Below are 26,791 nucleotides of genomic sequence, written 5' to 3' on the forward strand. Positions count from 1 at the left end.
CTGCTCGCTTTGTTTGCTGCGTTTCGCGACGGGAGCCGAACTATAGCAAAGCATTCGCCAGTCTGCCAAGCACTTTTTTCGTGTTTTGAAAATGCAACGACCGACATGATTTTCCTGAGCTTAAAACTTTGCTCACTCCGCTACGAGTTCCCTTTTTCAGGTCCCACGAAACTCTTAAACGTGAGCAACAATCAAATAGGTCAATAAGTGCTGCCGCATTGCTGTCGCCCTTTCCAAGAGGCTATTTCTATTCTGGTTCCTGCTCTGCTTAGTATGAAACTTTGAATTCGCAGAACTTTTGCTCTCCTGACAAGCCTATTCGTTAGCACCGTTACGCCGCTTGCATTCCGACACAGAGATACTAGGAGCATCCATGCGTCCAGGTTTGAAAGAATTATCGAAGCAGGTCATGGTAATTACCGGCGCCACCAGCGGCATCGGCTTGTCCACCGCACGCATGGGTGCCGCAGGAGGCGCGCGCCTAGTCCTGGCGGCGCGAAATGAAGATGCGTTGCAGCGGTTAACCGAGGAATTGCGAGGCCAAGGCCATGACGCAATCTACGTCACGGCGGATGTTGGCCTGATTGACGACGTCAAGCGCATCGCGGCACATGCCATTGAGCGCTTCGGCGGTTTCGATACCTGGGTTAACAATGCCGGCGTTGGCATCTTCGGCAAGGTCACGGAAGTTGGAAGCGACGACAGGCAACGCCTGTTCGATACCGATTTCTGGGGGACGGTGCATGGCTGCCAGGTTGCGCTTGCGCATTTGAAGACACATGGCGGTGCACTGATCAATGTCGGCAGTGCATTCGCCGACCGCGCGGCGCCACTGCATGGCTTCTATTCGGCCGCCAAGCACGCGGTGAAGGGGTATACCGATTCGCTGCGCGTCGAGGCTGCGGAAGCGGACCTGCCGGTTGCAATTACCCTGATCACCCCGTCTTCGATAGACACGATGTTTCCCGTGCATGCGAAGAATCATCTGGACAGCATGCCGAAGCTGCCTCCGCCCATGTATGCACCGGAAACTGTTGCTCGGGCAATCCTCCATGCCGCCGAGCATCCGAAGCGTGAAATCTATGTCGGCTCCGCCGGAAAACTGCTGGCCGAGGCCGCTTACCATGCGCCCCGCCTGCTGGACAAGGCGATGGAACTGGTGATGTTCGGCTTGCAGAAGACGGATCGCCCACGCCATGATCAGCCGCCGCACAATCTTTACGGCCCGCAGCGGGATCTGGATGAACGCAGCGGACGCAGCGCCTATGTTCAGGAGACCAGCTGGTACACAAGCGCGATCACGCATCCGGCAGCTGCGCTTGCAGTCCTCGCCGGTGCCGCCGTTGCGGCGGCAGTGCTGTTGCCGCGTGCCCGGCAATGACCGGCCATGACGCATTCAAGAACGACGGTATCTGCTTTCCCGCTTCATGACTGGTCATGAAGCATTTTCCAACATAACAATCCACCAAGGAGAAATTCATGCCCAAATCCACCATCGCCGGCCATCCGCTGCACCCGATGCTGATCGTCGCGCCTGCTGCACTGATTCCCTTCGGCTTTGTTCTCGACGCCATGCACCGCACGACCGGCAAGGAATCGTATTCCAGCGCCGCCTACTACAGCCTGGTCGGCGGGCTGGTCAGCGGCCTGGCTGCGGGCGCGGCCGGAGCGGTCGACTATATGGCCATTAAACCGGAGACCGATGTCAAGCGCACCGCCAATACGCATGCAATGCTGAATATCGGAGCGCTCGTGCTGACGGCGGCAAACGTCGCGGCCCGCAGGAATACGCCTGACCACCAGGGCGGATCGGTTGCATTGTCGGCCGTTGCCGCGGCCGCGGTCATGATCTCAGGCTGGTTCGGCGGTCGCCTGGTCTATGAGCAGGGAATGCGCGTGGAAGGCGTCAGTCCGATCGACCCCACTCCGGAGCTGAAGGCCCCGGGGGACGAGGCGATGCATCACTTCTTCCTTGGGCAGGAGGAAAGAGTGCCGGCAAGCGGGCCCTACATTAACTAGAATTTCCAGCCGGTTCACGCCGGCTGCTTCGGCCTCTTGTCGATCACGCGGCGCGCCTTGCCAGTCAGGGTGCGCTCGATGCTTTCGCTGTTCAGTACGCTGACCCGGGTAGTGACGCCGATGTAAGTCTTGATCTGGTGCTGCAGTTCGCCGCACAGCGCCTCGGTATCCTGCACCGACAGGCGCCCCGACAATTCGGGACGAAGCTCGGCCAGCACCTCGAGCTTGTCGAGATGGCCGTCGCGGGTGAGCACCAGCTGGTACTGCGGCGCCAGCCTGGGCTGCTTGAGAATCAGTTCCTCGATCTGCGACGGGAAAACATTGACGCCGCGAATGATGAGCATGTCATCCGAGCGGCCGGTGATCTTGTCCATGCGCCGCATCGATCGTGCGGTAGGCGGCAGCAGCCGGGTCAGATCGCGGGTACGGTAGCGGATGATGGGCAGGGCTTCCTTGGTCAGCGAGGTGAACACCAGCTCGCCCTCCTCGCCGTCGGCGACCACTTCGCCCGTGTCCGGGTTGATGATCTCCGGATAGAAATGGTCTTCCCATATCACGGGACCGTCCTTGCTTTCCACGCATTCGCTCGCCACACCGGGCCCCATGACTTCCGACAATCCGTAGATGTCCACCGCGTCGATTCCGGCGCGCGCCTCGATCTCGGTGCGCATCGCATTGGTCCATGGTTCCGCGCCGAAAATGCCGACCTTGAGCGAGCTTTCCGCCGGATCGAGTCCTAGCCTCTGGAATTCCTCGATGATATTCAGCATGTAGGACGGCGTAACCATGATTATGTCGGGCTTGAAATCCTGGATCAGCTGGACCTGCTTTTCCGTCTGGCCACCCGACATCGGGATGACGGTACAGCCGAGGCGCTCGGCGCCGTAGTGCGCGCCGAGTCCGCCAGTGAACAAGCCATAGCCATAGGAAATATGACAGATGTCGCCGGCGCGCCCGCCGGCAGCCCGGATGGAACGCGCCACCAGGTCAGCCCAGGTATCGATGTCGGCCTGGGTATAACCGACCACGGTGGGCTTGCCCGTGGTGCCGCTGGATGCATGCACGCGCACGACTTTTTCGCGCGGCACCGCAAACATGCCGAACGGATAGTTTTCGCGCAAGTCCTTCTTGGTGGTGAACGGGAATTTCGCAAGGTCGGCCAGGCTCTTCAAGTCGTCCGGATGCACACCGGCGGCATCGAAGGAGGCGCGGTAGTGCGGCACGTTCTGGTAGGCATGCCTGAGGGAAGATTTCAGGCGGTTAAGCTGCAGCGCCTGCAGTTCATCGCGGCTGGCGCGTTCGATCGGCTCAAGATCGCCAGGGCTCGGCGTACGTTGTGGCATGACGGTCTCCTTGTAATGGTTCTTGCGAATTTATTGCGATCCGGCTTGCGGGCGATCTGCGCCCAGTCCCTGCAGGACTTCTCCCTGGATCTGGTGCGACTTGCCGCGAAACAGCGCGATGCGCTTGCCGTCCTGGTTGGTCACCGCGACGTCGTATACGCCGGACTTTCCACTGCGCGCCTGCTCCACGGCTTCGGCGGTGAGTACGTCGCCCGCCCGGCCGGGAGCGAGATATTCGATCGAACATCCGGCCGCGACGGTGTTGAGATTTTGGCTATTGCAGGAGAAAGCGAATGCGCTATCGGCCAGCGCGAAAATGAAACCGCCGTGGCAGGTCTGGTGCCCGTTCAGCATGTCGGGCCGAACCGTCATGGTCAATTTCGCATACCCGGGCGCCATGCCGACGATGCGCATGCCGAGCGACTTCGAAGCCTCGTCGCGCGCATACATGGCTTCGGCGGCGGCCTCCGCCAAGGCTTGCGCATTCTTGTCGTGCTGCATCTCGCTCATGCGATTTCTCCAAATCCACGGCCACCGATCATCATTATTCGCCCTTGAAGTTCGGCGCGCGCTTCTCCATGAATGCCGTCACGCCTTCCCGGTAATCCTGGCTGTAGCCGAGCTCGCGCATGAAATCCCGTTCCAGGTCCAGCTGCTGCGCCAGAGAATTCTGCGGGCTGGCATAGATGGCCTGCTTGGTGCGGGCGAGTCCCTTGGTCGGCGCGGCGGCGAAATGCCTGGCAAGCTTGTCCACCTCGTCGGAGAACATTTCGTCATCCACGCATTTCCAGATCAGGCCCCAGCTCTCCGCCTGTTCCGCGCTCAGCTTGTCGCCCAGCATGGCCAGGCCCATCGCGCGGGCGGTTCCAACCAGACGCGGAAGGAAATAGGTGCCGCCGGTATCCGGAATCAGTCCGAGCCGACAAAATGCCTCGACGAACGATGCCGAGCGGGACGCAATCACGATATCGGCAGCAAGGGCGAGATTAGCCCCCGCGCCGGCAGCCACACCATTGACCGCGCAGATGACGGGAATCGGCAGGCTGCGCAGGCTCAGCACCAGCGGTCCGTAGTAGTTCTGCACCGATTCGCCAAGGTCGGCCGGCGCACCGCCCGGGGCAACCGCACGGTCGGCCAGATCCTGGCCAGCGCAGAAACCGCGGCCGGCGCCGGTCAGCACCAGTACCCGCACCGATGCATCGGCCTTGACCTTTTCAATTGCTTCGCGCACTTCCATGTGCATCGCGGCGGTGAAGCTGTTTAGCTTGTCGGGACGATTCAAGGTCAGGCGGGCAATGCCTGCGTCGACTTCAAACTTGATGTTCTGGTAATCCATCGTGTCTCCTGCTTTATTGATTGATTGTGATTGTCGAGTTGTCGCTTCAAGCCGGACTTAAATTCAAGCTTTCGTTCAGGTGTCCTGATCGAAGTCCATTACCAGCTTGTCAGTCACCGGAAAGCTCTGGCAGGACAGTGCGAATCCCCTAGCTATTTCATAGTCTTCCAGCGCATAGTTGGCATCCATGTCGACCTTGCCGTCCACCACCTTGCAGCGGCAGGTGGAGCAGACTCCTGCCTTGCAGGAATAGCGCATTTCGATGCCTTGCCTGAGCGCGGCATCGAGCACTGATTCCTTATCCTTTTCCATCGTGAAATTCACATGCGCGCCGTCGACGATGAGGGTGACTTCACAATCCTGCTTGCCGACGATGGGATGCATGTGCGGAACGTGGGCGCGCTTCGGCACGCTGGCCGCGAACAGTTCGATCTTGATGCGATCCTTCGGCAAGCCGTTGGCCTGCAGTGCGTCGGACACTTCATGCATCATCTGCTCCGGTCCGCAGATAAAGGCCATGTCAACGTCTTCCAGCGATATCCAGCTCTTGAACAGCTGCTCGCATTTCTCGCGATTGATGCGTCCGTTGAAAAGTTCGATGTCCTGCTGCTCGCGGCTCATCACATAGACCAGCTTGAAGCGGTCGAGATAGAGGTCCTTCAGCTCCGCCAGCTCTTCCTTGAAGATTACCGACGACGACGCGCGGTTGCCGTAGAGCAGAGTGAAGCTGCTGTGGGGCTCGGTCAGCAGCGTGGTCTTGATGATGGACAGCATCGGCGTGATGCCGCTACCGGCCGCGAAGCCGAGATAGTGGCGCTTGTTTTCGGCGTCCAGCGGCGCATGGAAATGTCCCATCGGCGGCATGACCTCGATGACCGCGCCCGGCTTGAGCGTGTCATTGGCCCAGGTGGAAAAGGCACCGCCCTGCACGCGCTTGATGGCCACGCGCAATGCCCGATCCTGTACCCCGGAGCAGATCGAATACGAGCGTCGCACATCTTCATTGTTGATCTTGGCGCGCAGCGTCAGGTGCTGGCCCTGCATATAACGGTAATCCTGCTCCAGGTCCCCGGGCACATCGAAGGTGACGATGATGGTATCGCGCGTTTCATTCTTGACGCTGGCGACGGTAAGCGGGTGAAACTTGCTCATGAAAGACGGCTCCCCCAATCAGGCTGCAAATCAGGCTGCGCACCGGCAGTTGCCCGGTTGCGCCTAATGACATTTGAAATAATCGAACGGCTCATGGCAGTCGTTGCAGACGTGCAGCGCCTTGCAGGAAGTTGAACCGAACTCGCTGCTGAGGCGCGTGTTGAACGATCCGCATCTCGGGCATTCGATCGCCGGCTCGGCGCCGCGCTTGCGGCTGAGCGCGCTGATATCGATCACCTGGTGCTCTACCGCGCGGCCCACCGGCGGTGCGATGCCGTATTCCTTCAACTTGCGCCTGCCATCCTCCGACATCCAGTCGGTGGTCCATGCCGGCCACAGGCGCGTTTCTATCCGGTAGCGCTGAACGCCGTTCTTCTGCAGCGTCTCGCCGATGGCATCCGCAATCACGAGCATGGCCGGGCATCCGCTGTAGGTCGGCGTGATCGTGACCACGCATTCGCCGTCCTCTGCCATGGCAACATCGCGCACGATGCCGAGGTCGATCACCGAGATCACCGGGATCTCCGGGTCGCCGACTTCATGCAGCCACTGCCAGACTTGCTGCGCGTCCGCTGTCGCGCTTGCATTGATTGCGTTCATTGCACGTCCCCGCCTTGCCTACCAGCTCGCGCCGGGATAGGCGCGCTGCAGGAACTGCATTTCCGCCAGCAGAAAGCCGAGGTGCTCGGTATGCACGCCCTGCTTGCCGCCCTTCTGCATCCAGGCATCCACCGGCGGAAGCTTCAGCGTCGCCTCTTCGAAGACCTCGGAGACATGCTTGAGCCAAGGCTCGCGCAGCGATGCGAGGTCCGGCGCCATGCCCTGCTCGGCCATCGCCTGCTCGACCGCGTCGGCCTTGAACATTTCGCCGGTGTACATCCAGAGGTCATCGAGCGCAGCCTGCATCATGCGATGGCTTTGCTCGGTGCCGTCGCCGAGTCGCACGACGAGGTCGCCGCTGCGGCGCACGTGGTAGGCGACTTCCTTGATCGATTTGCCGGCGATGCCGGCGATGCGCTCATCCTTGGAAGCGGCCAGCTCCCGCAGCAGCAGGAAGTGCCAGGAATCGAAATAGAATTGGCGCGCCAGCGTATCGGCATAGGTGCCGTTGGGTTGCTCGACCAGCAGCAGGTTGCGGAAATCGTGCGCGTCGCGCAGATAGGCCAGCTTGTCTTCGTCTCTGCCCTTGCCTTCGATCTCGCCGGCATAGCCGTACCAGAAGCGCGCCTGCCCGATCAGGTCGAGCGCGACATTGGTCAGCGCCATGTCTTCCTCCAGCGCCGGCCCTTTGCCGCACCATTCCGACAGGCGCTGGCTGAGCACCATGGCGTTGTCGGCCAGGCGCAGCAGGTATTCGAATTTTTGATCCGCCATGTTAGGTCTCCGCCCGCGGTGCTTACAGGTTCTTGACTTCTTCCGGCATCGGGAAGAAGGTCGGATGGCGGTACACCTTGCTGTTGGCAGGTTCGAACAGCACGCCCTTGTCGCCCGGACTGCTGGCCACGATGTCGGACGCCTTCACCACCCAGATGCTGACGCCTTCGTTGCGGCGGGTATAGACGTCTCGCGCATTATTGACCGCCATTTCGGCGTCCGGCGCATGCAGGCTGCCCACATGCTTGTGCGCCAGGCCGTGCTGGCTGCGAATGAAGATTTCCCAGAGGGGCCATTCCTTGCTCATGTCTGTCTCCAATCAATATTCTTTTGTTCAGGCGGCGCGTTGCGCTTCAGCCTTGCGGCGCTCCTGCTTTTCCGCATGCGCCACCAGGGCATCGCGGAACCAGGCGCCATCCTCATACGCCTTGACACGGGTACGCAGACGCTCCCGGTTGCAGGGACCATTGCCCTTGATGACGTTGGTGAATTCTTCCCAGTCGATCTTGCCGTAGTCGTAGTGCCCGGTCTCTTCATTCCATTTCAGATCGGGATCGGGGACGGTCAGGCCGAGATATTCGATTTGCGGTACGGTCTGGTCGACCATCTTCTGCCGCAGCTCGTCATTGGAAAACAGCTTGATGCGCCAGGCGGCCGACTGTGCGCTGTTGACCGACTCGGCATCGGAAGGCCCGAACATCATCAGCGACGGCCACCACCAGCGGTTGAGCGCGTCCTGCGCCATCTGCTTCTGCTCGGGCGTGCCCTTGCACAGCGACATCATGATGTCGTAACCCTGGCGCGCATGGAAGGATTCTTCCTTGCACACGCGGATCATGGCGCGCGCGTAGGGACCGTAGGAGCAGCGGCACAGCGGAATCTGGTTGATGATCGCGGAGCCGTCGACCAGCCAGCCGATGGCGCCCATGTCGGCCCAAGTCAGCGTCGGATAGTTGAAGATGCTCGAATACTTGGCCTTGCCCGAGTGCAGATCGGCGACCATCTGGTCGCGCGACACGCCCAGCGTTTCCGCAGCGGAATACAGGTAGAGACCGTGGCCGGCTTCATCCTGGATCTTGGCCAGGAGAATGGACTTGCGCTTGAGCGTCGGTGCCCGGGTTACCCAGTTGCCTTCCGGCAGCTGGCCGACGATCTCGGAATGGGCATGCTGTGAAATCTGGCGGATCAGGGTCTTGCGGTAACCCTCGGGCATCCAATCCTTCGGTTCAATCTTGATGCCCTCATCGACCTTTTGCTGGAATGCGCTTTCTTCCGGCGACATTTCATCAAGGGAACGGAGTTTTTTACTGCCGGTATCGACTAGCTGAGCATACATGGAGGCGCCTCTTCAATGCTGGTTGTCCCGATAGCGAACATCATATGATACAGAATCAGACATGTAAATGAAATTTACTGTATCGTATCCATAAATTCGTATCAAATTGTCGAAATGCAAACGCTGCATGGCAACTTCTGCACTGCCGGACTTAACTGACGTTATCATTTGCCGCCATGAAACAACTTGATGCAACCTGATATATGCAACCCCATTCGCCATGCCCGCCAAGAATCCGTCACTGAAACAATGGCTGGACCACTACCTCGAAACGAATCCGCCGCGCGCCAAGTCGCTCGTGATGACGCTTTTCGGCGACGTCATCACGCCGCACGGCGGACAGGTCTGGCTGGGCAGCCTGATCGAGCTGCTCGCGCCTTTCGGCATCAGCGACCGGCTGGTTCGCACCAGCGTGTTCCGGCTTGCGGAAGAAGGGTGGCTGGATGCCCGGCGCGAAGGACGGCGCAGCCAGTACGGACTCAATCCCGCTTCCGCGGGCCGCTTCGAACGGGCCTATCAGCGCATCTATTCGCCGTCCCATCATGAATGGAACGGCAAGTGGATACTGCTGTTCGCCACTTCCGGCGCCATCACGACGGAGCAGCGCACCAGCCTGCGCAAGGAATTGCTGTGGCAGGGGTTTGGCATGATCGCGCCGTCGGTGTTTGCACGCCCGGGCAATGAAGCCGACATCCTCGATGAAGTATTGCAGCGCGTCGGTGTGCGGGGCGCCGTGTTTGCCTGCCATGCAATCGAATCCGAGCTGCCGTCGGCTCGGCCGCTGCGTGAACTGGTCGACCAGTGCTGGGAAATGGGCACGGTCATTTCCGACTATGAACGCTTCATCGATGTCTTCGAAAATGTGCCGACACTGCTTGGTGCCGGTACGGGCTCGGAACCGGAACAGGCTTACATGCTGCGCACGCTGCTGATCCATGAATTCCGACGGGTCCAGCTGCACGACCCCCTGCTCCCGCTGGAACTGCTGCCCGAAAGATGGCCCGGCAAGACGGCCTACCAGCTCTGTCACGATATCTACCAGGCTACCTTCGCCGCGGCCGAGAGCCATATCCTTTCCATCCTGAGCAAGGAAGACGAGGCTGCTAGGGAAGCGGCGCCTTACTTCTATCATCGCTTCGGCGGGCTGGTCTGATCCGGCGGGCTTGTATCGGCGTTGGCACGGCAAGCCGGAATGTCCGCCTTGCCGTGCCGATTCACTTCGAATGCGTCGTCAGCCGCGTTTCGCCACCAGCGTGAGGATGTCGTAGCTGGCCACCAGTTCGCCGTCCTGGTTGGTCACGGCCACGTCCCAGGCCACCACGCCCTGCCCCACACCCTTGGCNAGCCGCGTTTCGCCACCAGCGTGAGGATGTCGTAGCTGGCCACCAGTTCGCCGTCCTGGTTGGTCACGGCCACGTCCCAGGCCACCACGCCCTGCCCCACACCCTTGGCATCGGTCTTGCGCCGGTCGATCTTGCGCTTGGCCGTCAGGCGTGCCTGGATGGTATCGCCGATGCCCACCGGCTTGACGAAGCGCAGCGTGTCGAGTCCATAGTTGGCCAATACCGGTCCGGGCGCAGGCGACACGAACAATCCAGCCGCAGCCGACAATACGAAGTAGCCGTGCGCGATGCGCTTGCCGAACTGCGTATCCTTCGCAGCGATCTCATCGAAATGCATGTAGAAGTAGTCGCCTGAAATACCGCCGAAATTAACGATGTCGGCTTCGCTCACCGTGCGCCGGTGCGTCAGCAGCGAATCGCCGATCTGCAGGTCTTCGAAATGGCGGCGGAACGGATGAATCTCCGATTCATTGACCGCCGCGCCGCGCAGGTATTCGCCCGTAACCGCAGTCAGCATGGTCGGCGATCCCTGCACCGCGGCGCGCTGCAGGTAGTGCTTGACTGCGCGGATGCCGCCAAGTTCTTCTCCGCCGCCGGCACGCCCGGGGCCGCCATGCTTGAGCATGGGCAGCGGCGAACCATGGCCGGTCGATTCAAGCGCCGCCTCGCGATCCAGCACCAGCAGGCGTCCGTGATGGACCGCAGCCATGGGAATGGCCTTGGCCGCGATTTTCGGGTCGCGCGTCACCAGCGTGCCGACCAGGCTGCCCTTGCCCTTGGCGGCCAGCGCCAGCGCTTCATCGATGTCCTCATACGGCATCAAGGTGCTGACCGGGCCGAACGCTTCGATGTCATGCACGCGTTCGTCGCGCATCGCATCCCGGCACAGCAGCAGCGTGGGCGCGAAGAAGGCGCCGTTGGCCACGCCGTCGCCGACCGGCGCGAAACCGTCGCGCTCCCCGTACACGATCTCGTTACCCTGCGACAGCTGGGCGACGCGCTCGGCCACGTCCGCCTTCTGCGCCTGCGAGGCCAGCGCCCCCATGCGCACGCCTTCGCGCGACGGATCGCCGATGACCGTCTTCGCCAGCCGCTCGCGCAGGCGCTGCGCCACCGCATCGAGATGTTGGCGCGGAACGATGGCGCGCCGGATCGCCGTGCATTTCTGCCCTGCCTTCACCGTCATTTCCCTGGCCACTTCCTTGATGAACAGGTCAAACTCCTCGTCGTCGGGCGTAACATCCGGCGCCAGGATTGCGCAGTTGAGGGAATCGGCTTCCGCATTGAAGGGAATGCCCTTGCGGATAAGATTGCCGTGCGCACGCAGCTTGGCCGCCGTGTCGGCCGAGCCGGTGAAGGTGACGACATCGAAACCGTCGAGGCGATCAAGCAAATCGCCGGTGCCGCCGATCACCAGCTGGAGTGCGCCTTCCGGCAGCAGTCCGGACTCCTGCACCATGCGCACCATGGCTTCCGTCAGGTAGCTGGTGGCCGTCGCCGGCTTGGCGATGCATGGCATGCCGGCCAGGAAAGTCGGCGCGAATTTTTCCAGCAGGCCCCAGACCGGGAAGTTGAAGGCATTGATATGCACCGCGACGCCGCCGCGCGGCACGAGAATGTGCGATCCGAAGAACTTTCCCTGCTTGCCGAGCTGCACCGGCGGGCCTTCATGGATCAGATTGCCAGATGGCAGTTCATTCGAACCCATGCTCGCATAGGCGAACAAGGTCCCGGTACCGCCCTCGATATCGACCCAGCCGTCGGTCCGGGTGGCGCCGGTGTGATGCGAGATCGCATACAGCTCTTCCTTGCGCTCGCCCAGGTATTTGGCCAGCGCCTTCAGGCGCGCGGCGCGCTCCTGGAAATCCATGGACATCAGCGCCTTGATGCCGGTGCCGCGTGCATAAGCCAGCGCTTCGCCAAAATCGAGCGCCTCGGCATGGGTGTGGGCGACCGGCTGGCCATTGATGGCGCTAGCGAGCATCTGGCCCTGCTGGGCGCCGATCCAGCGGCCGGCAATCAGGCTTTGCAGGGTAGGCGTTTCTTGTGTTGATTGTGCCATCGGACTTCTCCTTGTTTGAATGGATTGGGAGTGGTGGCGCCGCATCCGGCGGCACGCTGGTTGGATCTGCGGAAGATGGATCAGGAAGGCGTTTGCATTGCCGGCATGCGTACGGCCGGGATGCCGCCGAAGAACAGATCGGCGACGATGGGCGCCATGGCGGCATGGTTGAGTTTTCCATCCGGCTTGAGCCAGGTGAACATCCAGTTGATCATGCCGAACAGCAGCATGGCCAGCGGCGTACCCAACCGCGCCTGGTCGATGTCGGGACGAATTGCACGGATCGCATCCGAGAAAACCGACACCACCCGGCGCTCGCGGTCGAGGATGCGTTCCCGGTCTTCATCGTTGAGAAAGCGCACATCTTCGGTCAGGACTCGGTGCGCATGCTGCGCCTCGGCATATTCCTCGACGAAGCGCAGAATCAGCTTTTCGAGACGGGTCCGGGCGTCGGCCTGGGTATCGATGACTTCCAGCATCACCGTTTCCAGGTGCTCGACATGGCTCTCGGCAATGGTCACCAGCAATGCGTATTTGTCCCGGAAGTAATGATAAAGCGACGGCTTCGACATGCCGCAGGCTTCCGCCACCTCGTTCATCGATGTGCCGGGATAGCCACGCTGCGCGAACAGCTGAGCTGCCCGGGATAGGATCAAGTCGCGCTGGTCGTCGTAATTGTGCGCCCTGCCTCTTGCCATAGATTGCCTGTCTCCTGCCTTCCGGCTTGCTGTCGTTGTCCTGCCCCGGTTTTATCACTTTGCCTTAATGCTGTTCCTGGGACCTTCGCATACTAGTATTGACCGACCGGTCGGTCAATACTAGTATGGCGGTGTTTGGCTTTCTTCCCAATAAAATGCCGGCTGCCCGGGGCGGCGAGATGAATCGCTGCCGTTTCCGTGAGGAGTCGAGGAGACTTTCGTATGCCCTGTTATTCGATTGAAGGCGTGGTTCCCGTGGTCGATCCGTCGGCTTATGTCCATCCGACCGCGGTATTGATCGGCGATGTCATCGTCGGGCCGGAATGCTATATCGGTCCCTGCGCCTCGCTGCGCGGCGACTTCGGGCGCATCGTCCTGCAGCGCGGCGCGAACGTGCAGGATACCTGCGTCGTGCACGGTTTTCCGTCGGCGGATACGGTAGTGGAGGAAAACGGGCATATCGGACATGGCGCGGTGCTGCACAGCTGCGTGGTGCGGCGCGATGCGCTGGTCGGCATGAACGCAGTGGTCATGGATGAAGCCGAAGTCGGCGAAAAATCGATCATTGCTGCCAGCGCCTTCGTGCGCGCGGGGATGAAGGTGCCGCCACGCTCCCTGGTGGCCGGCGTTCCCGCCAAGGTGATCCGGGAACTGAGCGAGGAAGAGATCGCCTGGAAACTGGAAGGCACCCTGACGTATCAGGATCTTGCCAAGCGCTGCCTGGCTGGCATGCGGGAAGTCTCCCCCTTGCCACAGGCGGAAGCCGACCGGCCGCGCGTCAAGGCGCCGGAAGTCTTGCCGCTGATTGCCGCAAAGCGCAATTGAGCATCGCACGACGACAAAATGATGGCGAAGAGTAGGCAGTGCCGGATTGCCCGTGCGGCGCCCCCTCCAGGAAGACAAAGAGCGCCAGCATTTCCACATTACAATTTCGTTTTAGTTTAATTGCTCTGTTAATGAAGAATTGTTAGACTATTCCCAAGAGGCTGCTAAAATTGCCAAGCCATGCCGCGAATTCGGGTTTTGGAAGACGCGCGCGGCGCAAGAAAGGGGCACAAGAGGCGACACGCATTACCAGCGCCCCGGCATCCGACAAAGGGAAGCGATGAAAAAAGAACGCCGTGGAATCCAATCGGTGGAAGTAGGAGGCAAATTGCTGACTGTCCTGGTAGACGAAGGCACTCCCATGTTGCTGCGCGACCTCGCGCAGAAGGCAGGCATGACTTCGGCCAAGGCGCACCCCTACCTGGTCAGCTTTGGCAATCTCGGCCTCATCCAGCAGGATCCGCAATCAGGCCGTTACGAACTCGGGCACTTCGCGCTGCAGATGGGACTGATCAGCCTGCAGCGGGTTGATCCGGTCAAGATTGCCATCCCGGAAGCCTCCCTGCTGTGCGACCGCATCGGCCATACCGTGGCGCTGGCAGTGCTGGGCTCGAGCGGCCCCACGATCGTCCATATGAATGAATCGCGCCATGCCATCCATGTGCGCATGCGCACCGGCACCGTGGTTTCCATCGCCAACACCGCCACCGGCCGGGTGTTTTCCGCCTTTCTCCCGCCCAAGCAGGTAGAGAAACTGACCGCGAGGGAAGTCACGGACGACACCATTGTCGCCGGACAGACAGACAAAAAAATCTCCAAGAAGGAACATGAGGCCCTGCTGGCGGATGTCAGGCAGCATGGCATGGCGCGCGCCGTCGGGGAACCGATCGCCGGCATCAATGCGATCAGCGCTCCCATATTCGACCATGCAGGCAATATTGTCCTGGCGATGACCATCATCGGCCCGATGGGAACGCTGGATCCGGACTGGAATGGAGAGACCGCCGTCGAGCTCAGAAAGTCGGCGGCAAGGGTTTCGGAACAGCTTGGTTATACCGCTTAACTCGGCAATGGCAGAATGCTTTCGCATGCAAGGCATGCAGGAGGGACGAACCAGGGAATCGATCAGCATCAGCGCAAGATCCAGCAGCAAGTGGCAAGCAGAAGAACAAGCACACAGCAGTCCAACCACCGATCAAGAATGGAGATAGACAAATGAAGACCAAGCTTTTGAGCGTACTCATCCCGGCCCTGTTCGCCGCCGCAACGGGTTCCGCCCTCGCGCAGATCAAGGTCGGCGTGACGGTATCGGCCACCGGCCCGGCAGCATCGCTGGGCATCCCCGAAAAGAATACCTTCCCGCTGCTGCCCAAGCAGATTGGGGGCAAGACCGTCGAATACATCGTGCTCGATGATGCTTCCGATACCACCACCGCGACCAAGAACGCCCGCAAGCTGATCACCGAAGACAAGGTCGACGTGATCGTCGGCTCCACCGTCACGCCGAATTCCCTGGCCATGATCGACGTTGCCGCCGAAACCGAAACGCCGATGATCTCGATGGCCGCTTCGGCCGCGATCGTCGCACCGGTCGATGCGCGCCGCCGCTGGGTCTTCAAGACGCCGCAGAACGACTCCCACATGTCGACCGCGATCACCAGCCACATGGCCGACGCTGGCATCAAGAAGGTCGCCTTCATCGGCTTCTCCGATGCCTACGGCGAAGGCTGGTTCCGCGAGTTCGCCAAGCTGGCGGAGCTGCGCAAGATCGAGATCATCGCCAACGAGCGCTTCGCCCGCAACGATACCTCGGTCACCGGTCAGGTCTTGAAGATCATGAGCGCCAACCCGGATGCGGTGCTGATCGCCGGCTCCGGCACACCGGCCGCGCTGCCGCAGAAAACCCTGAAGGAGCGTGGCTACAAGGGCCAGATCTACCAGACCCACGGCGTGGCCAATAACGACTTCCTGCGCGTGTGCGGCAAGGACTGCGAAGGCACCTTCCTGCCCGCCGGTCCGCTGCTGGTAGCCGAACAGCTGCCGGACACCAACCCGGTCAAGAAGTCGGCAATCGCGTACAAGACCGCGTATGAGAAAGCCTACGGCGCAGGCAGCGTTTCCACCTTCGGCGGCCACGCCTGGGATACCGGCGTGCTGCTCAATGCAGCCGTTCCGGAAGCCTTGAAGAAAGCGCAGCCGGGTACCAAGGAATTCCGTGCCGCACTGCGCGATGCCCTGGAAAACCTGAAGGATGTACCGGCCTCGCACGGAATCTTCAACATGGGCCCGACCGACCACCTCGGTCTCGACCAGCGCTCGCGGGTGATGGTGCGCATTGTCGACGGCAAGTGGAAGCTCACGGGCAACGCCAACTAAGCTTCAGTCACCAGGCTTCTAGCCTGTTGCCTCGCATTACCGGGCGCGGAGTTGGGGCCGCGCCCGTTCCACAATAAGAGATTGCCAGGAGCAACATGGATTTTTCAATCGCGGCCATCCTCACGCAGGACGGCATTACCAGCGGCGCCATCTACGCCTTGCTGGCGCTGGCGCTGGTGCTGGTTTTTTCCGTCACGCGCGTCATCTTCATTCCTCAAGGGGAATTCGTCGCCTTCGGCGCGCTTACTCTCGCGGCAATGCAGACAGACAAGTTCCCGCAGTCGGCGACCCTGCTTGTAGTGCTGGGCGTCCTGGCGTTTGCGCAACAGGCGTGGAGCCAGCTGCGGCATGCGCAGGGACGCCGTTCGGCAATCTCCACGCTGTCGCTCGACTTTGCCAAATTCGTGCTGTTTCCCCTGGCCGTCTATTTCGTCACCCGTAGTTATGCCTCGGCCAGCCTGCCGATGGCGTTTCAGGTCCTGCTTACCCTGCTGATCGTGGCGCCGATGGGGCCGCTGGTCTACCGGCTTGCCTTCCAACCCTTGGCCGAAGCCACCACGCTGGTGCTGCTGATCGTCTCGGTGGGCGTGCATTTTGCGCTGATGGGCATCGGGCTGGTCATCTTCGGCGCCGAAGGCTCGCGCACGACGGCATTCTCGGATAGCCGGGCGGAATTCGGGGCGGTCATCATTTCCGGGCAGAGCATGGTGATCATCGGCGTTTCGCTCGCCCTGATCATTGCCTTGTACCTCTACTTCGACCGCACGCTGGCCGGCAAGGCGCTGCGCGCCACCGCGGTCAACCGCATCGGTGCGCGCCTGGTCGGGATCGGCACCAAGCAGGCCGGACGGCTTGCCTTCACGCTGGCGGCGCTGATGGGCGCGCTATGCGGCGTGCTGATCGCGCCGCTGACCACCGTCTACTACGACAGCGGCTTCCTGATAGGACTCAAGGGCTTCGTCGGCGCCATCATCGGCGGCCTTGCCAGCTACCCGGTAGCCGCTGCCGGTGCGCTGCTGGTCGGCCTGCTGGAATCCTTCTCCTCGTTCTGGGCCAGCGCGCTCAAGGAAGTCATCGTGTTCACCCTGATCATTCCTGTGCTGCTGTGGCGTTCGCTCACCTCCAAACATGTCGACGAGGGCGAGGAATAATGATGCGCAAGTCCTTTCTTATCTTCATCGCCATCGTCGCGGTCCTGCCCATCCTGCCGACGCCGGAATTCTGGATTACGCTGGCCAACTATATCGGCCTGTATTCGATTGTCGCGCTCGGGCTCGTCCTGCTGACCGGCGTCGGCGGCCTGACATCCTTCGGGCAGGCGGCCTTCGTCGGCCTGGGTGCCTATGCAACCGGTTACCTCTCGACGCAATACGGGCTGTCGCCATGGATAGGCCTGCTGGTCGGCATCGCGCTGACGGCGGCGGTTGCCTTCCTCATCGGCGCCCTGACCATGCGCCTGTCCGGCCATTACCTGCCGCTCGGCACGATCGCCTGGGGCCTGTCGCTGTACTACCTGTTCGGCAACATGGAGTTTCTCGGCCGTTATGACGGCCTTACCGGCATCCCGCCGATCAGCCTGTTCGGTCTGGTGCTGGATCGCGGCAGGGAAATGTACTTCCTGATCTGGCTGGTGGTGCTGATTGCCGTGATCGGCATCCAGAACCTGCTCAATTCCCGTCCCGGCCGCGCCATCCGCGCACTCAAGGGCGGCGGCGTGATGGCAGAGGCGATGGGCGTCAACACCGCCTGGATGAAAGTCGTGATTTTCGTGATCGCGGCATTGCTGGCCTGCGTCTCGGGCTGGCTGTATGCCCACCTGCAGCGCACTGTCAATCCGACGCCGTTCGGCCTGAATGCCGGCATCGAGTACCTGTTCATGGCGGTGGTCGGCGGCGCCGGCCACGTATGGGGCGCGATTCTCGGCGCCACGCTGCTCACCGTCCTCAAGGACCAGCTGCAATTCATCCTGCCCAAACTGCTCGGCGCCAACGGCAACTTCGAGATCATCGTCTTCGGCGTGATGCTGGTGCTGCTGCTGCAATTTGCCCGCGACGGCCTGTGGCCCTTCATCAGCAGGCTCTTCCCGCGCCGTCCGCAGGCGGTTGCGCCGGATGCCGCCCCCGCGCTGCCGCGCAGGACGCAGGCGCCGCATGGCGTGCCGCTGCTGCAGGTGGACAAGGCGCGCAAGCAGTTCGGCGGCCTGGTCGCGGTCAACGACATCAGTTTCGAAGTGAAGGCAGGAGAGATCATCGGTTTGATCGGCCCGAACGGCGCCGGCAAATCGACCATGTTCAACCTGGTCACCGGCGTGCTGCCGACGACATCGGGCGAGATCCGTTTCCGCATCGGCGACCGCATGGAGCGCATCAACGGCCTCGAATCGCGGCAGATCGTGCGCCAGGGCATTGCGCGCACCTTCCAGCACGTACGCTTGATTCCCACCATGAGCGTGCTCGAGAACGTGGCCATCGGCGCCCATCTGCGCGGCATGCACAACGACGTCACCGGCATCGCAACCAGCATTGCGCGCCTCAACGTCAACGAGGAAAAGGCGCTGCTGCTGGAGGCGCGCAGGCAGCTCGAACGCGTCGGCATGGGCCACCTGCTGTACGAGGAAGCCGGCAATCTGGCGCTTGGCCAGCAGCGCATTCTGGAAATCGCGCGCGCCCTGTGCTGCGATCCCATCCTGCTGCTGCTGGACGAGCCGGCGGCTGGCCTGCGCTACAAGGAAAAGCAGGCGCTCGCCGAACTGCTCAAGAAGCTGAAGGGCGAAGGCATGAGCATCCTGCTGGTCGAACATGACATGGATTTCGTGATGAACCTGACCGACAGACTGGTGGTCATGGAATTCGGAACCAAGATCGCCGAAGGCTTGCCAGCGGAAGTGCAGCAGAATGAAGCGGTGCTGGAAGCCTATCTGGGAGGCATTGAATGAAACGCGAAGATCACGGCAACATGGGCTCGCCCATCCTGGAAGTCAAGGACCTGCATGTCAGCTACGGCAAGGTGGAGGCGCTGCATGGCGTCAACCTGAATGTCGGAGCTGGACGCATCGTCACGGTGATCGGGCCGAACGGCGCCGGCAAGTCGACCATGCTCAACGGCATCGCAGGCGCGGTGCCCACCACGGCTTCGGTGTCGGGCAGCATCGGCATGGCGGGACAGGAGTTAACCGAGCTCGACGTCGAGCAACGCGTCTACCACGGCATGTGCCTGGTGCCGGAAAAGCGCGAACTGTTCGCCACCATGACGGTGGAAGACAACCTGGTGCTCGGCAGTTATCCACGCTACAAGGCTCGCGAGAAGAACTACGGCGATCAGTTGGAGGTTGTGTTCGAGCTGTTCCCCCGCCTCAAGGAGCGGCGCCGCCAGGATGCGGGCACGCTGTCGGGCGGCGAACGGCAGATGCTTGCCCTGGGCCGCGCGCTGATGGCCAAGCCCAAGCTGCTGATGCTCGATGAGCCCAGCCTCGGCCTCGCTCCGCTGATCGTCAAGGAAATCTTTCACATCATCGTGCGCCTGAAGGAGACTGGCGTGGGCATCCTGCTGGTCGAACAGAATGCGCGAGCGGCGCTGCAGGCGGCGGATTATGCCTATGTGCTGGAAAACGGCGAAGTCGCACTCGAAGGACTCGCTTCCGAATTGGCCAACGATGCGAAAGTCATCGACACCTATCTCGGATTGACCAAGCGCGCCGCCTGATCGCCGGCGCAGGCAGGTGTATCGCGGGCGGCGGTTGATCCGCCGCCCTTATATTCCCCAATCCGGCCCTTATCTGCCTCTTAGCTGTCCGCCCTCAGGCATCAAGGTCATCCGCCTCTGCGTGTTTGCCGGCCAGGCGTGCCCGCATTCTGTCGGCAATGCCGCGGATCCTGTTCTGCAGACGCTCGACCATTACCTGCTCTGGCGGAGTCAGCAGCGGCTCCAGTTCCCTGGCTGCCGCCGAAACCACCTCGATCACCGAGTCCGCGACTTCGCCGGCGAGCTTCATCAGATACCGGGGCGCCACCTTCAGCTCCGCCGCGAGCGAGCGCATGTGTTCGGCGCCAAGCCTGCCCGGCTCGTTCTCGCCCGCGAGCCGGAATGCGAAATGAGAACCGAGACCGGTATAGACGCGGGTGCTCATCAGGTCGTAGAACGGAGCCAGCCGCAAGCCTTCAGGCATCGCGAGCAGGGACAGGTTTTTCGCATGCGAATCGTTGTTGCCGACATGCAGATTGAAGAACAGCCAGCGCAGCAATTCCCTCTGGTCGAGGCCGGGTCGCACCGACTCCCGTGCCAGGAGTTCATAGCATGCGCGGAATGACGGCCCGCCGTCCGTTTCGTATTTGACCTCGGAAGGCGTACCGCTGAGCTGGCAGAAATCGGCCTGCCAGATGCGCGTGAGCCTGCCTCCGCGCATCACGCGGTCATAACGCTCCACCAGGCAAGCTTTCACCGCCGGCTGGTACGACACCCGCGCCACCGGCAATCCGCATAACGCAGCCGTTCGCATGACCAAGGTTTCATTGACAGCCGATGCAAACACATTGATATCCCTGCGCAGCATGTCTGGCTTGAGGATATGTGTCGATGGTGATGAGCCCATCGGCCGCAACGGCATGCCGTTTCCGTCCAACGAAAGCAGCAGCTTGAACTGGGCGCCGGAAATCGACAGCCGCGGGTCGGGCAGTCCGGCTGCCTCGGCGGCGTGATCGATGGCGGCGCACTCCTCTACCATCATGCCGCCGGCATGAACCAGTGCGCCGACTTGTTCCCAGCTCAGGGACTGGTATACGGGCGGCTGCGGCGCTTGTCCCGGAGGTAGCAGGATGATGGACCCTGCGGTATCGCCGCCCACCGTGGCAAGCAGGCCGAATACGCTGGAAACGTGATGCCGGAGCGAGAGGAGCCGGCGCTGGTCGCCTTCAGGCAGCAGGTTTTCGAAAAACGCATGCACGGCCGGCGTCGTGATGGGTTCCACGCCCAGCGGGATGGTTTTATGCAGGGGGCGGGCGTCGGACCTTGCCAGCCAAGCCGGGTCGTACACCAGGGAAAGCGGCTCGGTACGCCGCAGTTCGCCGATCCGCTCATTTTCCATGAATACCGAGAGGACCTTCAGCGGGGCGTCTGTCATTGCTCGCCTTTCCGACGAATGACAAGCTCCAGGCCAAGTAGCGCAATCACGTCCAGTGCCTTTTGCATCTGCACCGTTTCCTTGCCTTTTTCGAGTTCGACAACAAATCTGTTGCCTAAACCCGCAAGTCCAGCCACGTCAAGCTGGGTCAGCCCTTGCTGCTTGCGCGTGCGCTGTATGGCGAGGCCTACGTCTTGTACCGTCGTTACAGTCACCGGCAAACTATTGAGTAGATCGCTTGATTTACCGATCGGTAATTTTTCGGCCATCCATAACCCCTTTTCCGTCAATATGCCCGCTCGGGCATATTAACGCAATCTGAGTTGAACGGTGCGCATTTATTACCGATCGGTGTGCCGCCGTAATTCATGCCGAGCAAGATAGAGATTCTTCCCTACCGAAGTCTCGCTGTCTTCTTCAGCGTCCGGTATGGCCAGCGTCACTACCGCTCACTCCTCGACGGACTTTGTTTCTGCCTCTGCCTTGCGGGGTCGACGGCCGCGCGTGGGCGTCTTGCGAGCCGGCTTGGCTGCGGGTTCATCCAAGGGCGTTGCAGGCGGACTATCCACCGCGTCAGCCGCCGCGGCCTCCGGCTGGGCAACTTCGGGGCTTTCCTTCTCGTCTGCGGCAGCTACCGCGAGTGCCTCCGCTACAACAGGTTTGACCGCCCCCTTTCTTGCAGACGCGGTCTTGCGCGCACCGCCGCGCCCGTTGCGTCGCTTGTCGCGCTTGGCGTCTGCGGGCTCCGCTGCTTCCGTCACCGGTTCCGTTTCCGCTGTGTATTGCGGCGCTTCCGATGCCGCCGGCGTTTCAACGACAGCGGCTGCCGGGACTTGATCCATGGGTACGGCATCCGGCGCCGCCGTCGCCCGGATGCTGCGGTAGACATACGCACCCGACTTCTCGTCTCGGCCGAATTCGAGCAGCCCGCGTGCCTGGGCTTCTTCCAGCAGATTGCCGAACGTACGGAAGCCGTAATACGACTCGCTGAAGTCCGGCTTGCGCCGCTTGATCGCTTCCTTCAGCACGGAAGCCCAAATCTTGCCGCTGTCGCCGCGTTCCGCCACTAGCGCATCGAAGGTGCTGACAGCCATTTCGATCGCCTGGCTCTTGCGCGTCTCGGTTTCCTCCCGACGGCGGCTTTCTTCATCCGGCGAGCGCCGTGCCGGTTGCGACTCGCGCGGTAGCCGTCTTGCTTCGGTACGCCTGATTTCACGCACCAGGTCGTCATAGAAAATGAACTCGTCGCAATTGGCGATCAGTAAATCCGAGGTCGAGTGTTTGACGCCGACGCCGATCACATGCTTTGCGTTCTCGCGCAGTTTCGAAACCAGCGGGGAAAAGTCGGAATCGCCACTGATGATGACGAAGGTGTTGACATGGGATTTGGTATAGCAGAGATCGAGAGCGTCGACGACCAGGCGGATATCGGCGGAATTCTTGCCCGATTGCCTCACATGGGGAATTTCTATCATCTCGAAATTCGCTTCATGCATGGGCGCCTTGAACGCCTTGTAACGGTCCCAGTCGCAATAGGCCTTTTTTACAACAATACTGCCCTTGAGAAGCAGTCTCTCCAGAACCGGCTTGATGTCGAACTTGTCGTATTTGGCATCACGCACGCCCAATGCGACATTCTCGAAATCGCAGAACAGGGCCATGCTGATATTTTCCTGGGATGAAGCCATGTTTTTCTTGTTTTCCAATGATTGGGTTGGGATGGGTGCCTGAGCCGCCGGCCTTGGTTGGTGCACTTCGCAATAATGCCTGGATCCTCTGGCAGCGGCCCCGCGATGCCAAAGGCCCGCAATGTCGCAATGTCGCTATTTCACAAAGACCTTTCGTCACGAATCGTCCTCGCACTCGCTTTACAATAGTGCGCTGCGAACAATTCAACTGCGGTTGGCCGACGGATCTGTTACGGCGGCCACGGAACATGCGCGACAAGCCGATGCGCGAAATCACTTCTTGGAAAACTTCTCCGCCAGCTGCTGCAGCTTTTCAGTGCGCCGCCGCTCTGCAATTTCCGCTTCCCGTTTGGCCTTGCGTTCTTCGGCAATCTTCTTGTAGCGCTCCGTCAGCATTTCCTTCGCGCGGGTGCGGTGGGCATCGGTGATTTCGCCGGAAGGATTGCCGCTGAGCTCGGCCCGGGCAGCCGCGCGCTCTACCGCCTTCAGATAAGGCGTCGAGTTGGTGTGAATGCTCAACGCCACCCGTAGCAGCTTTCGGTCGATATCGCTGTTTTCCGCAAGGATCTGCTTGTCGATACCGATGGCAAGCGGAACATAATCGCGGAAGACCTGATATTTCTGTTGCAGCGTTTTGAGCAGTTGACGCGGTGAAGTCGCAGCGACTTCCGTGGTGGTAGGAGCGGTCATTAATAACGGCATGAGCAAGTGATAGGACAAAGCTTAGCATATTGATTCGCTCATAGAAGCGGAAAGGCAAACCTGCACAAGCATTGCGCCAGTCCCGCGCCATTATTTCAACTTGCCGCATTACGACCGGAGCCGGGAAAAATTGCGCCGTTGCCACATTCAGCATCGCCGGTATTCCCGTCAGGCATAGCCAATCTGCTACAGTAACGTGCTGCAATACGGAGCGTCTGCATATGCTCCGGACATTGCGTCAAGCCCGGGTGCTTTGTCCGGATTCCCTAGAAACAGAGAACACAAATGGTTGTATCGGGTTGGTTTGGCTGGTCTGCACTATGGCTGCTTCCACTGCTGGGGCGCTTCGTCGGAACGTTCGTTCTCAAAAAGGCAAGCTTGCGCGGCCAAGGATCGATCCGGCTCTGGCTTGGAACGCTGCTCGTCGTTGCGGCCAGCAGCGGCATGGAAGCGATGCTGGGCAGCGGCGGGATGCCGGATGGCGGAGGTCCGGCGTTCGGGCATGCATTCGCCGGGGCGATGACAGGCATCTTCGGCAACGTGCTCGGCGTACTGCTGATGCTGGCAATCGCCGGCATCGCCCTGCCATGGTTGTTTGGCTTCGCCACTTACCCATTCATTGCAAAACGGCTTGCGGCAAAACGGGAACGTACAGGCGCAGGCGACGCCCGAAAGAGGCCATTTGCAGGAGCATCCCCGGCAGCATCAGGTCCTGCACGCCCGGAAAAGCATACTCGCCGTACTCTGCATGAACCGCGGAAGAACGGGTCCTGGTCCTTGCCGCCTCCAATCGCCGGGGGCAGGGATCCACTGAAGAAAGTTGCAACTACAAACACGCCACTACCGCAGCAAACACAGCAAAGCGGACGTCCGACCGAAGAATGGGCGCCGTTCGAGAGCATCCGTCCCACTGGACCGATGCAGGCACGCGCCGGCGGTGCGCCAGCGATCCCAGCGCATGCGCAACACGCACATAAAACAGTTCGGATCATTTCCACGGCTTCGCGTGTGTCGGATACGCCTGACAAGCCGGAAGCCAGCGTCATACGGGAGCGGCATGTCAGACGCGTCGCCGATGCGCAGTCAACGCCGCAGACATCTTCGCGCGCGACGCCCGCTTCCATCGCCGCAGCGCCTGTTTCGGCTCCCGAAAGCGGGAAGGCATCCCCGAACACCATTGACAACGTTGTCCACCTGCCACAGGCGCTTGCCGGGACGGCAAACGCCGTGCCGTCGAATTTTGCCGGACCTGGACTGGACCTTTCGGCATACGCGATACATCCTACGGGCGGTCTATCGAAGCAGCGGCAGGCGACTGATTCCACCACTTCCATCAACTCTCCGGCCCCCTCCGGCATTACAAGTGCCACCAGCGTCGCCTTGCCGCTCACCGACCTGTCCTATGCCGCGCATGCACCGTCGACAGGCCTTTCAGGCGGCGACCAAAACGGCGTGCAGGCGCCGGTAAAACTGGATGATATCGATTCGGACAAGCTTACGGGTCTGCAAGACCTCGATAGATCCCCGCCTCCTTCGAGCGAAGGTGCGGACATCGGGAGCGGGCTGCGACCGCCTTTTGCAAGTCCAGCCTCGTCCGCCGCCACAGAACCACAGTCTCAATCTTATGAGGACACGGCTTCGGTTTCCGGAGCAGTGGAAAGCCAGGGTCTCGCACCGCAACGTCAGGTCGAGCCGGCTGCCCGGCCGCGTCCCGCAATGGGGGCCTCCTTCGAGTTCGAAGCACTCGGTGAAATCGATATCGATCTGCCGGGACTCGACCTGCTCGATGCGCCGGCGAGCGAAGCCATCGACGTACCAGCGGCCGAACTTGAAGAAACAGCCCGCCTGATCGAACAAAGGCTCAAGGAATTCAAGGTGCCGGTCACCGTCCTCGGCGCCTATGCAGGCCCGGTCATCACTCGGTTCGAGGTCGAGCCAGCCACAGGCGTGCGCGGCGCGCAGATCGTCGGTCTGATGAAGGACTTGTCACGTGCCCTCGGCCTGACCTCCATCCGAGTCGTGGAAACCATTCCCGGAAAAACCTGCATGGGCCTGGAGTTGCCGAATGCGCGTCGCCAGGTCATCCGGCTGTCTGAAATGCTGGCATCCGACGCATACAAGGCATCGTCTTCACATCTGGCTCTGGCAATGGGCAAGGATATTACCGGCATCCCGGTCGTGACCGACCTGGCACGCGCACCGCACATGCTGGTGGCCGGCACGACCGGATCCGGCAAATCGGTTGCCATCAACGCCATGATCCTGTCTTTGCTGTACAAGTCGACGCCGACCGACGTGCGGATGATCATGATCGATCCGAAGATGCTTGAGTTGTCCGTCTACGACGGCATCCCGCATCTGCTAGCGCCGGTGGTTACCGACATGAAACTGGCGGCCAATGCCTTGTCATGGTGCGTCGGAGAAATGGAAAAGCGGTATCGCCTGATGTCGGCGCTCGGCGTACGCAACCTCGCCGGCTACAATCAAAAAATTCGCCATGGCGAGGCCATTGAAAGAAAAGTCACGAATCCGTTTTCATTGACTCCCGATGCACCGGAACCCCTGTCCACGCTGCCGCTGATTGTGGTGGTCATCGACGAATTGGCGGATCTGATGATGGTTGCAGGGAAAAAGATCGAAGAGCTTATTGCCCGCCTTGCACAGAAGGCCCGGGCGGCAGGAATCCATCTCATTCTCGCGACACAGCGTCCATCGGTCGATGTCATTACCGGCCTAATCAAGGCAAACATTCCGACACGTGTCGCTTTCCAGGTGTCGTCCAAAATCGACTCCCGTACCGTGCTTGATCAGATGGGCGCTGAAAGCCTGCTCGGCCACGGCGACATGCTGTTCCTGCCGCCTGGAAGCGGTTATCCGCAACGCGTGCATGGCGCATTCGTGTCGGATGAAGAGGTACACCGGGTCGTTGAGCACCTCAAGCAGTTTGGTGAACCGCAGTATGTCGATGCCATCCTGTCGAGCGGACTGCCCGATGACGCCCAGGGCGAGTTGGGCATCGAAGATACAAGCGCCGAATCCGACCCGCTTTATGACGAAGCGGTCGCTTTCGTTGTACGCACGCGGAAATCCTCGATTTCGGCAGTCCAGCGCCAGTTGCGCATTGGCTATAACCGGGCTGCACGCCTGGTCGAACAAATGGAAACCGCAGGGATAGTTTCGCCCATGGCTTCGAATGGTAGCCGCGAGATACTTGCTCCGGCATCGCAGGATTAGAGATGATTCAATTTAGAAAAGAATTATCTGGCGATTACGAATCAAGCAGCCCGGCATAACACCGCAGCGAGTAGGCCTTTAACTGTCTGTTCAGCTCGAAACAAGGAGTGACCTGTCCCCTTGAATTAGTACGGCGCTAATATGGAGTCTGCCTAGCCCTGGAGGCAGCCATGAAACAGCGTTTTAC

The 26,791-nt window shown here is 60.9% G+C and carries 24 protein-coding genes; 10 read left to right on the forward strand and 14 right to left on the reverse strand.

Going from position 1 to position 26,791, the window contains the following annotated elements; genetic code table 11:
* Window positions 1-373: 373 nt before the first annotated feature.
* Window positions 374-1,381: an SDR family oxidoreductase gene (locus tag RY831_RS30565; RefSeq protein WP_326510092.1), complete on the forward strand. Its 1,008-nt coding sequence runs from the start codon at window positions 374-376 to the stop codon at window positions 1,379-1,381.
* 98 nt (window positions 1,382-1,479) lie between these two features.
* The gene (locus tag RY831_RS30570) at window positions 1,480-2,019 is read left to right on the forward strand and encodes a DUF2231 domain-containing protein (RefSeq protein ID WP_326510093.1); all 540 of its coding nucleotides are present in this window, start codon (window positions 1,480-1,482) and stop codon (window positions 2,017-2,019) included.
* Window positions 2,020-2,033: 14 nt separating this feature from the next.
* Here RY831_RS30570 and paaK read toward each other — a convergent pair whose 3' ends face one another.
* The 8 genes from paaK to paaA all read right to left on the reverse strand — a co-directional run bounded on the left by paaK (window position 2,034) and on the right by paaA (window position 8,560).
* Complete coding sequence (gene paaK, locus RY831_RS30575; protein WP_326510094.1) at window positions 2,034-3,362, reverse strand: phenylacetate--CoA ligase PaaK; 1,329 nt, start codon at window positions 3,360-3,362, stop codon at window positions 2,034-2,036.
* Window positions 3,363-3,392: 30 nt separating this feature from the next.
* Entirely contained in the window at window positions 3,393-3,872 is a 480-nt protein-coding gene (gene paaI, locus RY831_RS30580) for a hydroxyphenylacetyl-CoA thioesterase PaaI (protein WP_326510095.1), read from the reverse strand.
* Between the two features lie 34 nt (window positions 3,873-3,906).
* Window positions 3,907-4,698 (reverse strand): 2-(1,2-epoxy-1,2-dihydrophenyl)acetyl-CoA isomerase PaaG, encoded by a 792-nt coding sequence (gene paaG / locus RY831_RS30585; protein ID WP_326510096.1) that lies wholly within the window; start codon window positions 4,696-4,698, stop codon window positions 3,907-3,909.
* A 75-nt stretch (window positions 4,699-4,773) separates the two neighbouring features.
* Window positions 4,774-5,850, reverse strand: coding sequence for a 1,2-phenylacetyl-CoA epoxidase subunit PaaE (gene paaE, locus RY831_RS30590; RefSeq protein WP_326510097.1), 1,077 nt, complete (start codon window positions 5,848-5,850; stop codon window positions 4,774-4,776).
* A 63-nt stretch (window positions 5,851-5,913) separates the two neighbouring features.
* Complete coding sequence (gene paaD / locus RY831_RS30595) at window positions 5,914-6,450, reverse strand: 1,2-phenylacetyl-CoA epoxidase subunit PaaD (protein WP_326510098.1); 537 nt, start codon at window positions 6,448-6,450, stop codon at window positions 5,914-5,916.
* 18 nt (window positions 6,451-6,468) lie between these two features.
* Window positions 6,469-7,224 (reverse strand): 1,2-phenylacetyl-CoA epoxidase subunit PaaC, encoded by a 756-nt coding sequence (gene paaC, locus RY831_RS30600; protein WP_326510099.1) that lies wholly within the window; start codon window positions 7,222-7,224, stop codon window positions 6,469-6,471.
* 22 nt (window positions 7,225-7,246) lie between these two features.
* A complete protein-coding gene (gene paaB, locus RY831_RS30605) occupies window positions 7,247-7,531 on the reverse strand; it encodes a 1,2-phenylacetyl-CoA epoxidase subunit PaaB (protein ID WP_326510100.1) in 285 nt (94 codons plus the stop codon).
* A 27-nt stretch (window positions 7,532-7,558) separates the two neighbouring features.
* Window positions 7,559-8,560, reverse strand: coding sequence for a 1,2-phenylacetyl-CoA epoxidase subunit PaaA (gene paaA, locus RY831_RS30610; RefSeq protein WP_326510101.1), 1,002 nt, complete (start codon window positions 8,558-8,560; stop codon window positions 7,559-7,561).
* A gap of 220 nt (window positions 8,561-8,780) precedes the next feature.
* Between paaA and paaX the strand changes: the two genes are divergently transcribed.
* Window positions 8,781-9,713, forward strand: a complete 933-nt coding sequence (gene paaX / locus RY831_RS30615) for a phenylacetic acid degradation operon negative regulatory protein PaaX (protein ID WP_326510102.1) — start codon at window positions 8,781-8,783, stop codon at window positions 9,711-9,713.
* 143 nt (window positions 9,714-9,856) lie between these two features.
* Here the strand turns inward: paaX and paaZ are convergent, their stop codons facing one another.
* Both paaZ and RY831_RS30625 read right to left on the reverse strand, forming a co-directional pair.
* Window positions 9,857-11,965 (reverse strand): phenylacetic acid degradation bifunctional protein PaaZ, encoded by a 2,109-nt coding sequence (gene paaZ / locus RY831_RS30620; RefSeq protein ID WP_326510103.1) that lies wholly within the window; start codon window positions 11,963-11,965, stop codon window positions 9,857-9,859.
* An 80-nt stretch (window positions 11,966-12,045) separates the two neighbouring features.
* Window positions 12,046-12,663 (reverse strand): TetR/AcrR family transcriptional regulator, encoded by a 618-nt coding sequence (locus RY831_RS30625; protein WP_326510104.1) that lies wholly within the window; start codon window positions 12,661-12,663, stop codon window positions 12,046-12,048.
* 222 nt (window positions 12,664-12,885) lie between these two features.
* Between RY831_RS30625 and paaY the strand changes: the two genes are divergently transcribed.
* The 6 genes from paaY (at window position 12,886) to RY831_RS30655 (ending at window position 19,566) form a co-directional block, all read left to right on the forward strand.
* Window positions 12,886-13,488 carry a phenylacetic acid degradation protein PaaY gene (gene paaY / locus RY831_RS30630; protein WP_326510105.1) on the forward strand — a complete coding sequence of 201 codons (603 nt, stop codon included), beginning with the start codon at window positions 12,886-12,888 and terminating at the stop codon, window positions 13,486-13,488.
* Window positions 13,489-13,768: 280 nt separating this feature from the next.
* Window positions 13,769-14,551: an IclR family transcriptional regulator gene (locus RY831_RS30635; protein WP_326510106.1), complete on the forward strand. Its 783-nt coding sequence runs from the start codon at window positions 13,769-13,771 to the stop codon at window positions 14,549-14,551.
* A 152-nt stretch (window positions 14,552-14,703) separates the two neighbouring features.
* Window positions 14,704-15,864, forward strand: coding sequence for an ABC transporter substrate-binding protein (locus tag RY831_RS30640; RefSeq protein ID WP_326510107.1), 1,161 nt, complete (start codon window positions 14,704-14,706; stop codon window positions 15,862-15,864).
* Window positions 15,865-15,959: 95 nt separating this feature from the next.
* Complete coding sequence (locus RY831_RS30645; RefSeq protein ID WP_326510108.1) at window positions 15,960-17,015, forward strand: branched-chain amino acid ABC transporter permease; 1,056 nt, start codon at window positions 15,960-15,962, stop codon at window positions 17,013-17,015.
* Window positions 17,015-18,799 carry a branched-chain amino acid ABC transporter ATP-binding protein/permease gene (locus RY831_RS30650; protein WP_326510109.1) on the forward strand — a complete coding sequence of 595 codons (1,785 nt, stop codon included), beginning with the start codon at window positions 17,015-17,017 and terminating at the stop codon, window positions 18,797-18,799. Before RY831_RS30645 ends, RY831_RS30650 begins: the two co-directional genes overlap by 1 nt.
* A gap of 20 nt (window positions 18,800-18,819) precedes the next feature.
* Entirely contained in the window at window positions 18,820-19,566 is a 747-nt protein-coding gene (locus RY831_RS30655; protein ID WP_326510115.1) for an ABC transporter ATP-binding protein, read from the forward strand.
* A 94-nt stretch (window positions 19,567-19,660) separates the two neighbouring features.
* Here RY831_RS30655 and RY831_RS30660 read toward each other — a convergent pair whose 3' ends face one another.
* From RY831_RS30660 to RY831_RS30675, 4 genes are all read right to left on the reverse strand, one after another.
* The gene (locus tag RY831_RS30660; RefSeq protein ID WP_326510110.1) at window positions 19,661-20,980 is read right to left on the reverse strand and encodes a type II toxin-antitoxin system HipA family toxin; all 1,320 of its coding nucleotides are present in this window, start codon (window positions 20,978-20,980) and stop codon (window positions 19,661-19,663) included.
* Window positions 20,977-21,249 carry a helix-turn-helix domain-containing protein gene (locus RY831_RS30665; RefSeq protein ID WP_326510111.1) on the reverse strand — a complete coding sequence of 91 codons (273 nt, stop codon included), beginning with the start codon at window positions 21,247-21,249 and terminating at the stop codon, window positions 20,977-20,979. Before RY831_RS30665 ends, RY831_RS30660 begins: the two co-directional genes overlap by 4 nt.
* A 180-nt stretch (window positions 21,250-21,429) precedes the next feature.
* Window positions 21,430-22,668, reverse strand: coding sequence for an NYN domain-containing protein (locus RY831_RS30670; protein ID WP_326510112.1), 1,239 nt, complete (start codon window positions 22,666-22,668; stop codon window positions 21,430-21,432).
* Between the two features lie 273 nt (window positions 22,669-22,941).
* Complete coding sequence (locus RY831_RS30675) at window positions 22,942-23,358, reverse strand: ProQ/FINO family protein (RefSeq protein WP_326510113.1); 417 nt, start codon at window positions 23,356-23,358, stop codon at window positions 22,942-22,944.
* 297 nt (window positions 23,359-23,655) lie between these two features.
* On the opposite strand from RY831_RS30675, the gene RY831_RS30680 reads away from it, so the two are divergent.
* Window positions 23,656-26,604 carry an FtsK/SpoIIIE family DNA translocase gene (locus tag RY831_RS30680; RefSeq protein WP_326510114.1) on the forward strand — a complete coding sequence of 983 codons (2,949 nt, stop codon included), beginning with the start codon at window positions 23,656-23,658 and terminating at the stop codon, window positions 26,602-26,604.
* Window positions 26,605-26,791 lie beyond the last annotated feature (187 nt).

It is taken from the genome of Noviherbaspirillum album (genome assembly GCF_035916955.1).
In the GTDB taxonomy this organism is placed as follows: Bacteria; Pseudomonadota; Gammaproteobacteria; order Burkholderiales; family Burkholderiaceae_D; genus Noviherbaspirillum; species Noviherbaspirillum album.

Bases quoted from the DNA above. Each gene is read 5' to 3' on its own strand.
- RY831_RS30565 (WP_326510092.1), top strand. From the start codon at position 374: ATGCGTCCAGGTTTGAAAGAATTATCGAAGCAGGTCATGGTAATTACC.
- RY831_RS30570 (WP_326510093.1), top strand. From the start codon at position 1,480: ATGCCCAAATCCACCATCGCCGGCCATCCGCTGCACCCGATGCTGATC.
- paaK (WP_326510094.1), bottom strand. From the start codon at position 3,362: ATGCCACAACGTACGCCGAGCCCTGGCGATCTTGAGCCGATCGAACGC.
- paaI (WP_326510095.1), bottom strand. From the start codon at position 3,872: ATGAGCGAGATGCAGCACGACAAGAATGCGCAAGCCTTGGCGGAGGCC.
- paaG (WP_326510096.1), bottom strand. From the start codon at position 4,698: ATGGATTACCAGAACATCAAGTTTGAAGTCGACGCAGGCATTGCCCGC.
- paaE (WP_326510097.1), bottom strand. From the start codon at position 5,850: ATGAGCAAGTTTCACCCGCTTACCGTCGCCAGCGTCAAGAATGAAACG.
- paaD (WP_326510098.1), bottom strand. From the start codon at position 6,450: ATGAACGCAATCAATGCAAGCGCGACAGCGGACGCGCAGCAAGTCTGG.
- paaC (WP_326510099.1), bottom strand. From the start codon at position 7,224: ATGGCGGATCAAAAATTCGAATACCTGCTGCGCCTGGCCGACAACGCC.
- paaB (WP_326510100.1), bottom strand. From the start codon at position 7,531: ATGAGCAAGGAATGGCCCCTCTGGGAAATCTTCATTCGCAGCCAGCAC.
- paaA (WP_326510101.1), bottom strand. From the start codon at position 8,560: ATGTATGCTCAGCTAGTCGATACCGGCAGTAAAAAACTCCGTTCCCTT.
- paaX (WP_326510102.1), top strand. From the start codon at position 8,781: ATGCCCGCCAAGAATCCGTCACTGAAACAATGGCTGGACCACTACCTC.
- RY831_RS30625 (WP_326510104.1), bottom strand. From the start codon at position 12,663: ATGGCAAGAGGCAGGGCGCACAATTACGACGACCAGCGCGACTTGATC.
- paaY (WP_326510105.1), top strand. From the start codon at position 12,886: ATGCCCTGTTATTCGATTGAAGGCGTGGTTCCCGTGGTCGATCCGTCG.
- RY831_RS30635 (WP_326510106.1), top strand. From the start codon at position 13,769: ATGAAAAAAGAACGCCGTGGAATCCAATCGGTGGAAGTAGGAGGCAAA.
- RY831_RS30640 (WP_326510107.1), top strand. From the start codon at position 14,704: ATGAAGACCAAGCTTTTGAGCGTACTCATCCCGGCCCTGTTCGCCGCC.
- RY831_RS30645 (WP_326510108.1), top strand. From the start codon at position 15,960: ATGGATTTTTCAATCGCGGCCATCCTCACGCAGGACGGCATTACCAGC.
- RY831_RS30650 (WP_326510109.1), top strand. From the start codon at position 17,015: ATGATGCGCAAGTCCTTTCTTATCTTCATCGCCATCGTCGCGGTCCTG.
- RY831_RS30655 (WP_326510115.1), top strand. From the start codon at position 18,820: ATGGGCTCGCCCATCCTGGAAGTCAAGGACCTGCATGTCAGCTACGGC.
- RY831_RS30660 (WP_326510110.1), bottom strand. From the start codon at position 20,980: ATGACAGACGCCCCGCTGAAGGTCCTCTCGGTATTCATGGAAAATGAG.
- RY831_RS30665 (WP_326510111.1), bottom strand. From the start codon at position 21,249: ATGGCCGAAAAATTACCGATCGGTAAATCAAGCGATCTACTCAATAGT.
- RY831_RS30670 (WP_326510112.1), bottom strand. From the start codon at position 22,668: ATGGCTTCATCCCAGGAAAATATCAGCATGGCCCTGTTCTGCGATTTC.
- RY831_RS30675 (WP_326510113.1), bottom strand. From the start codon at position 23,358: ATGACCGCTCCTACCACCACGGAAGTCGCTGCGACTTCACCGCGTCAA.
- RY831_RS30680 (WP_326510114.1), top strand. From the start codon at position 23,656: ATGGTTGTATCGGGTTGGTTTGGCTGGTCTGCACTATGGCTGCTTCCA.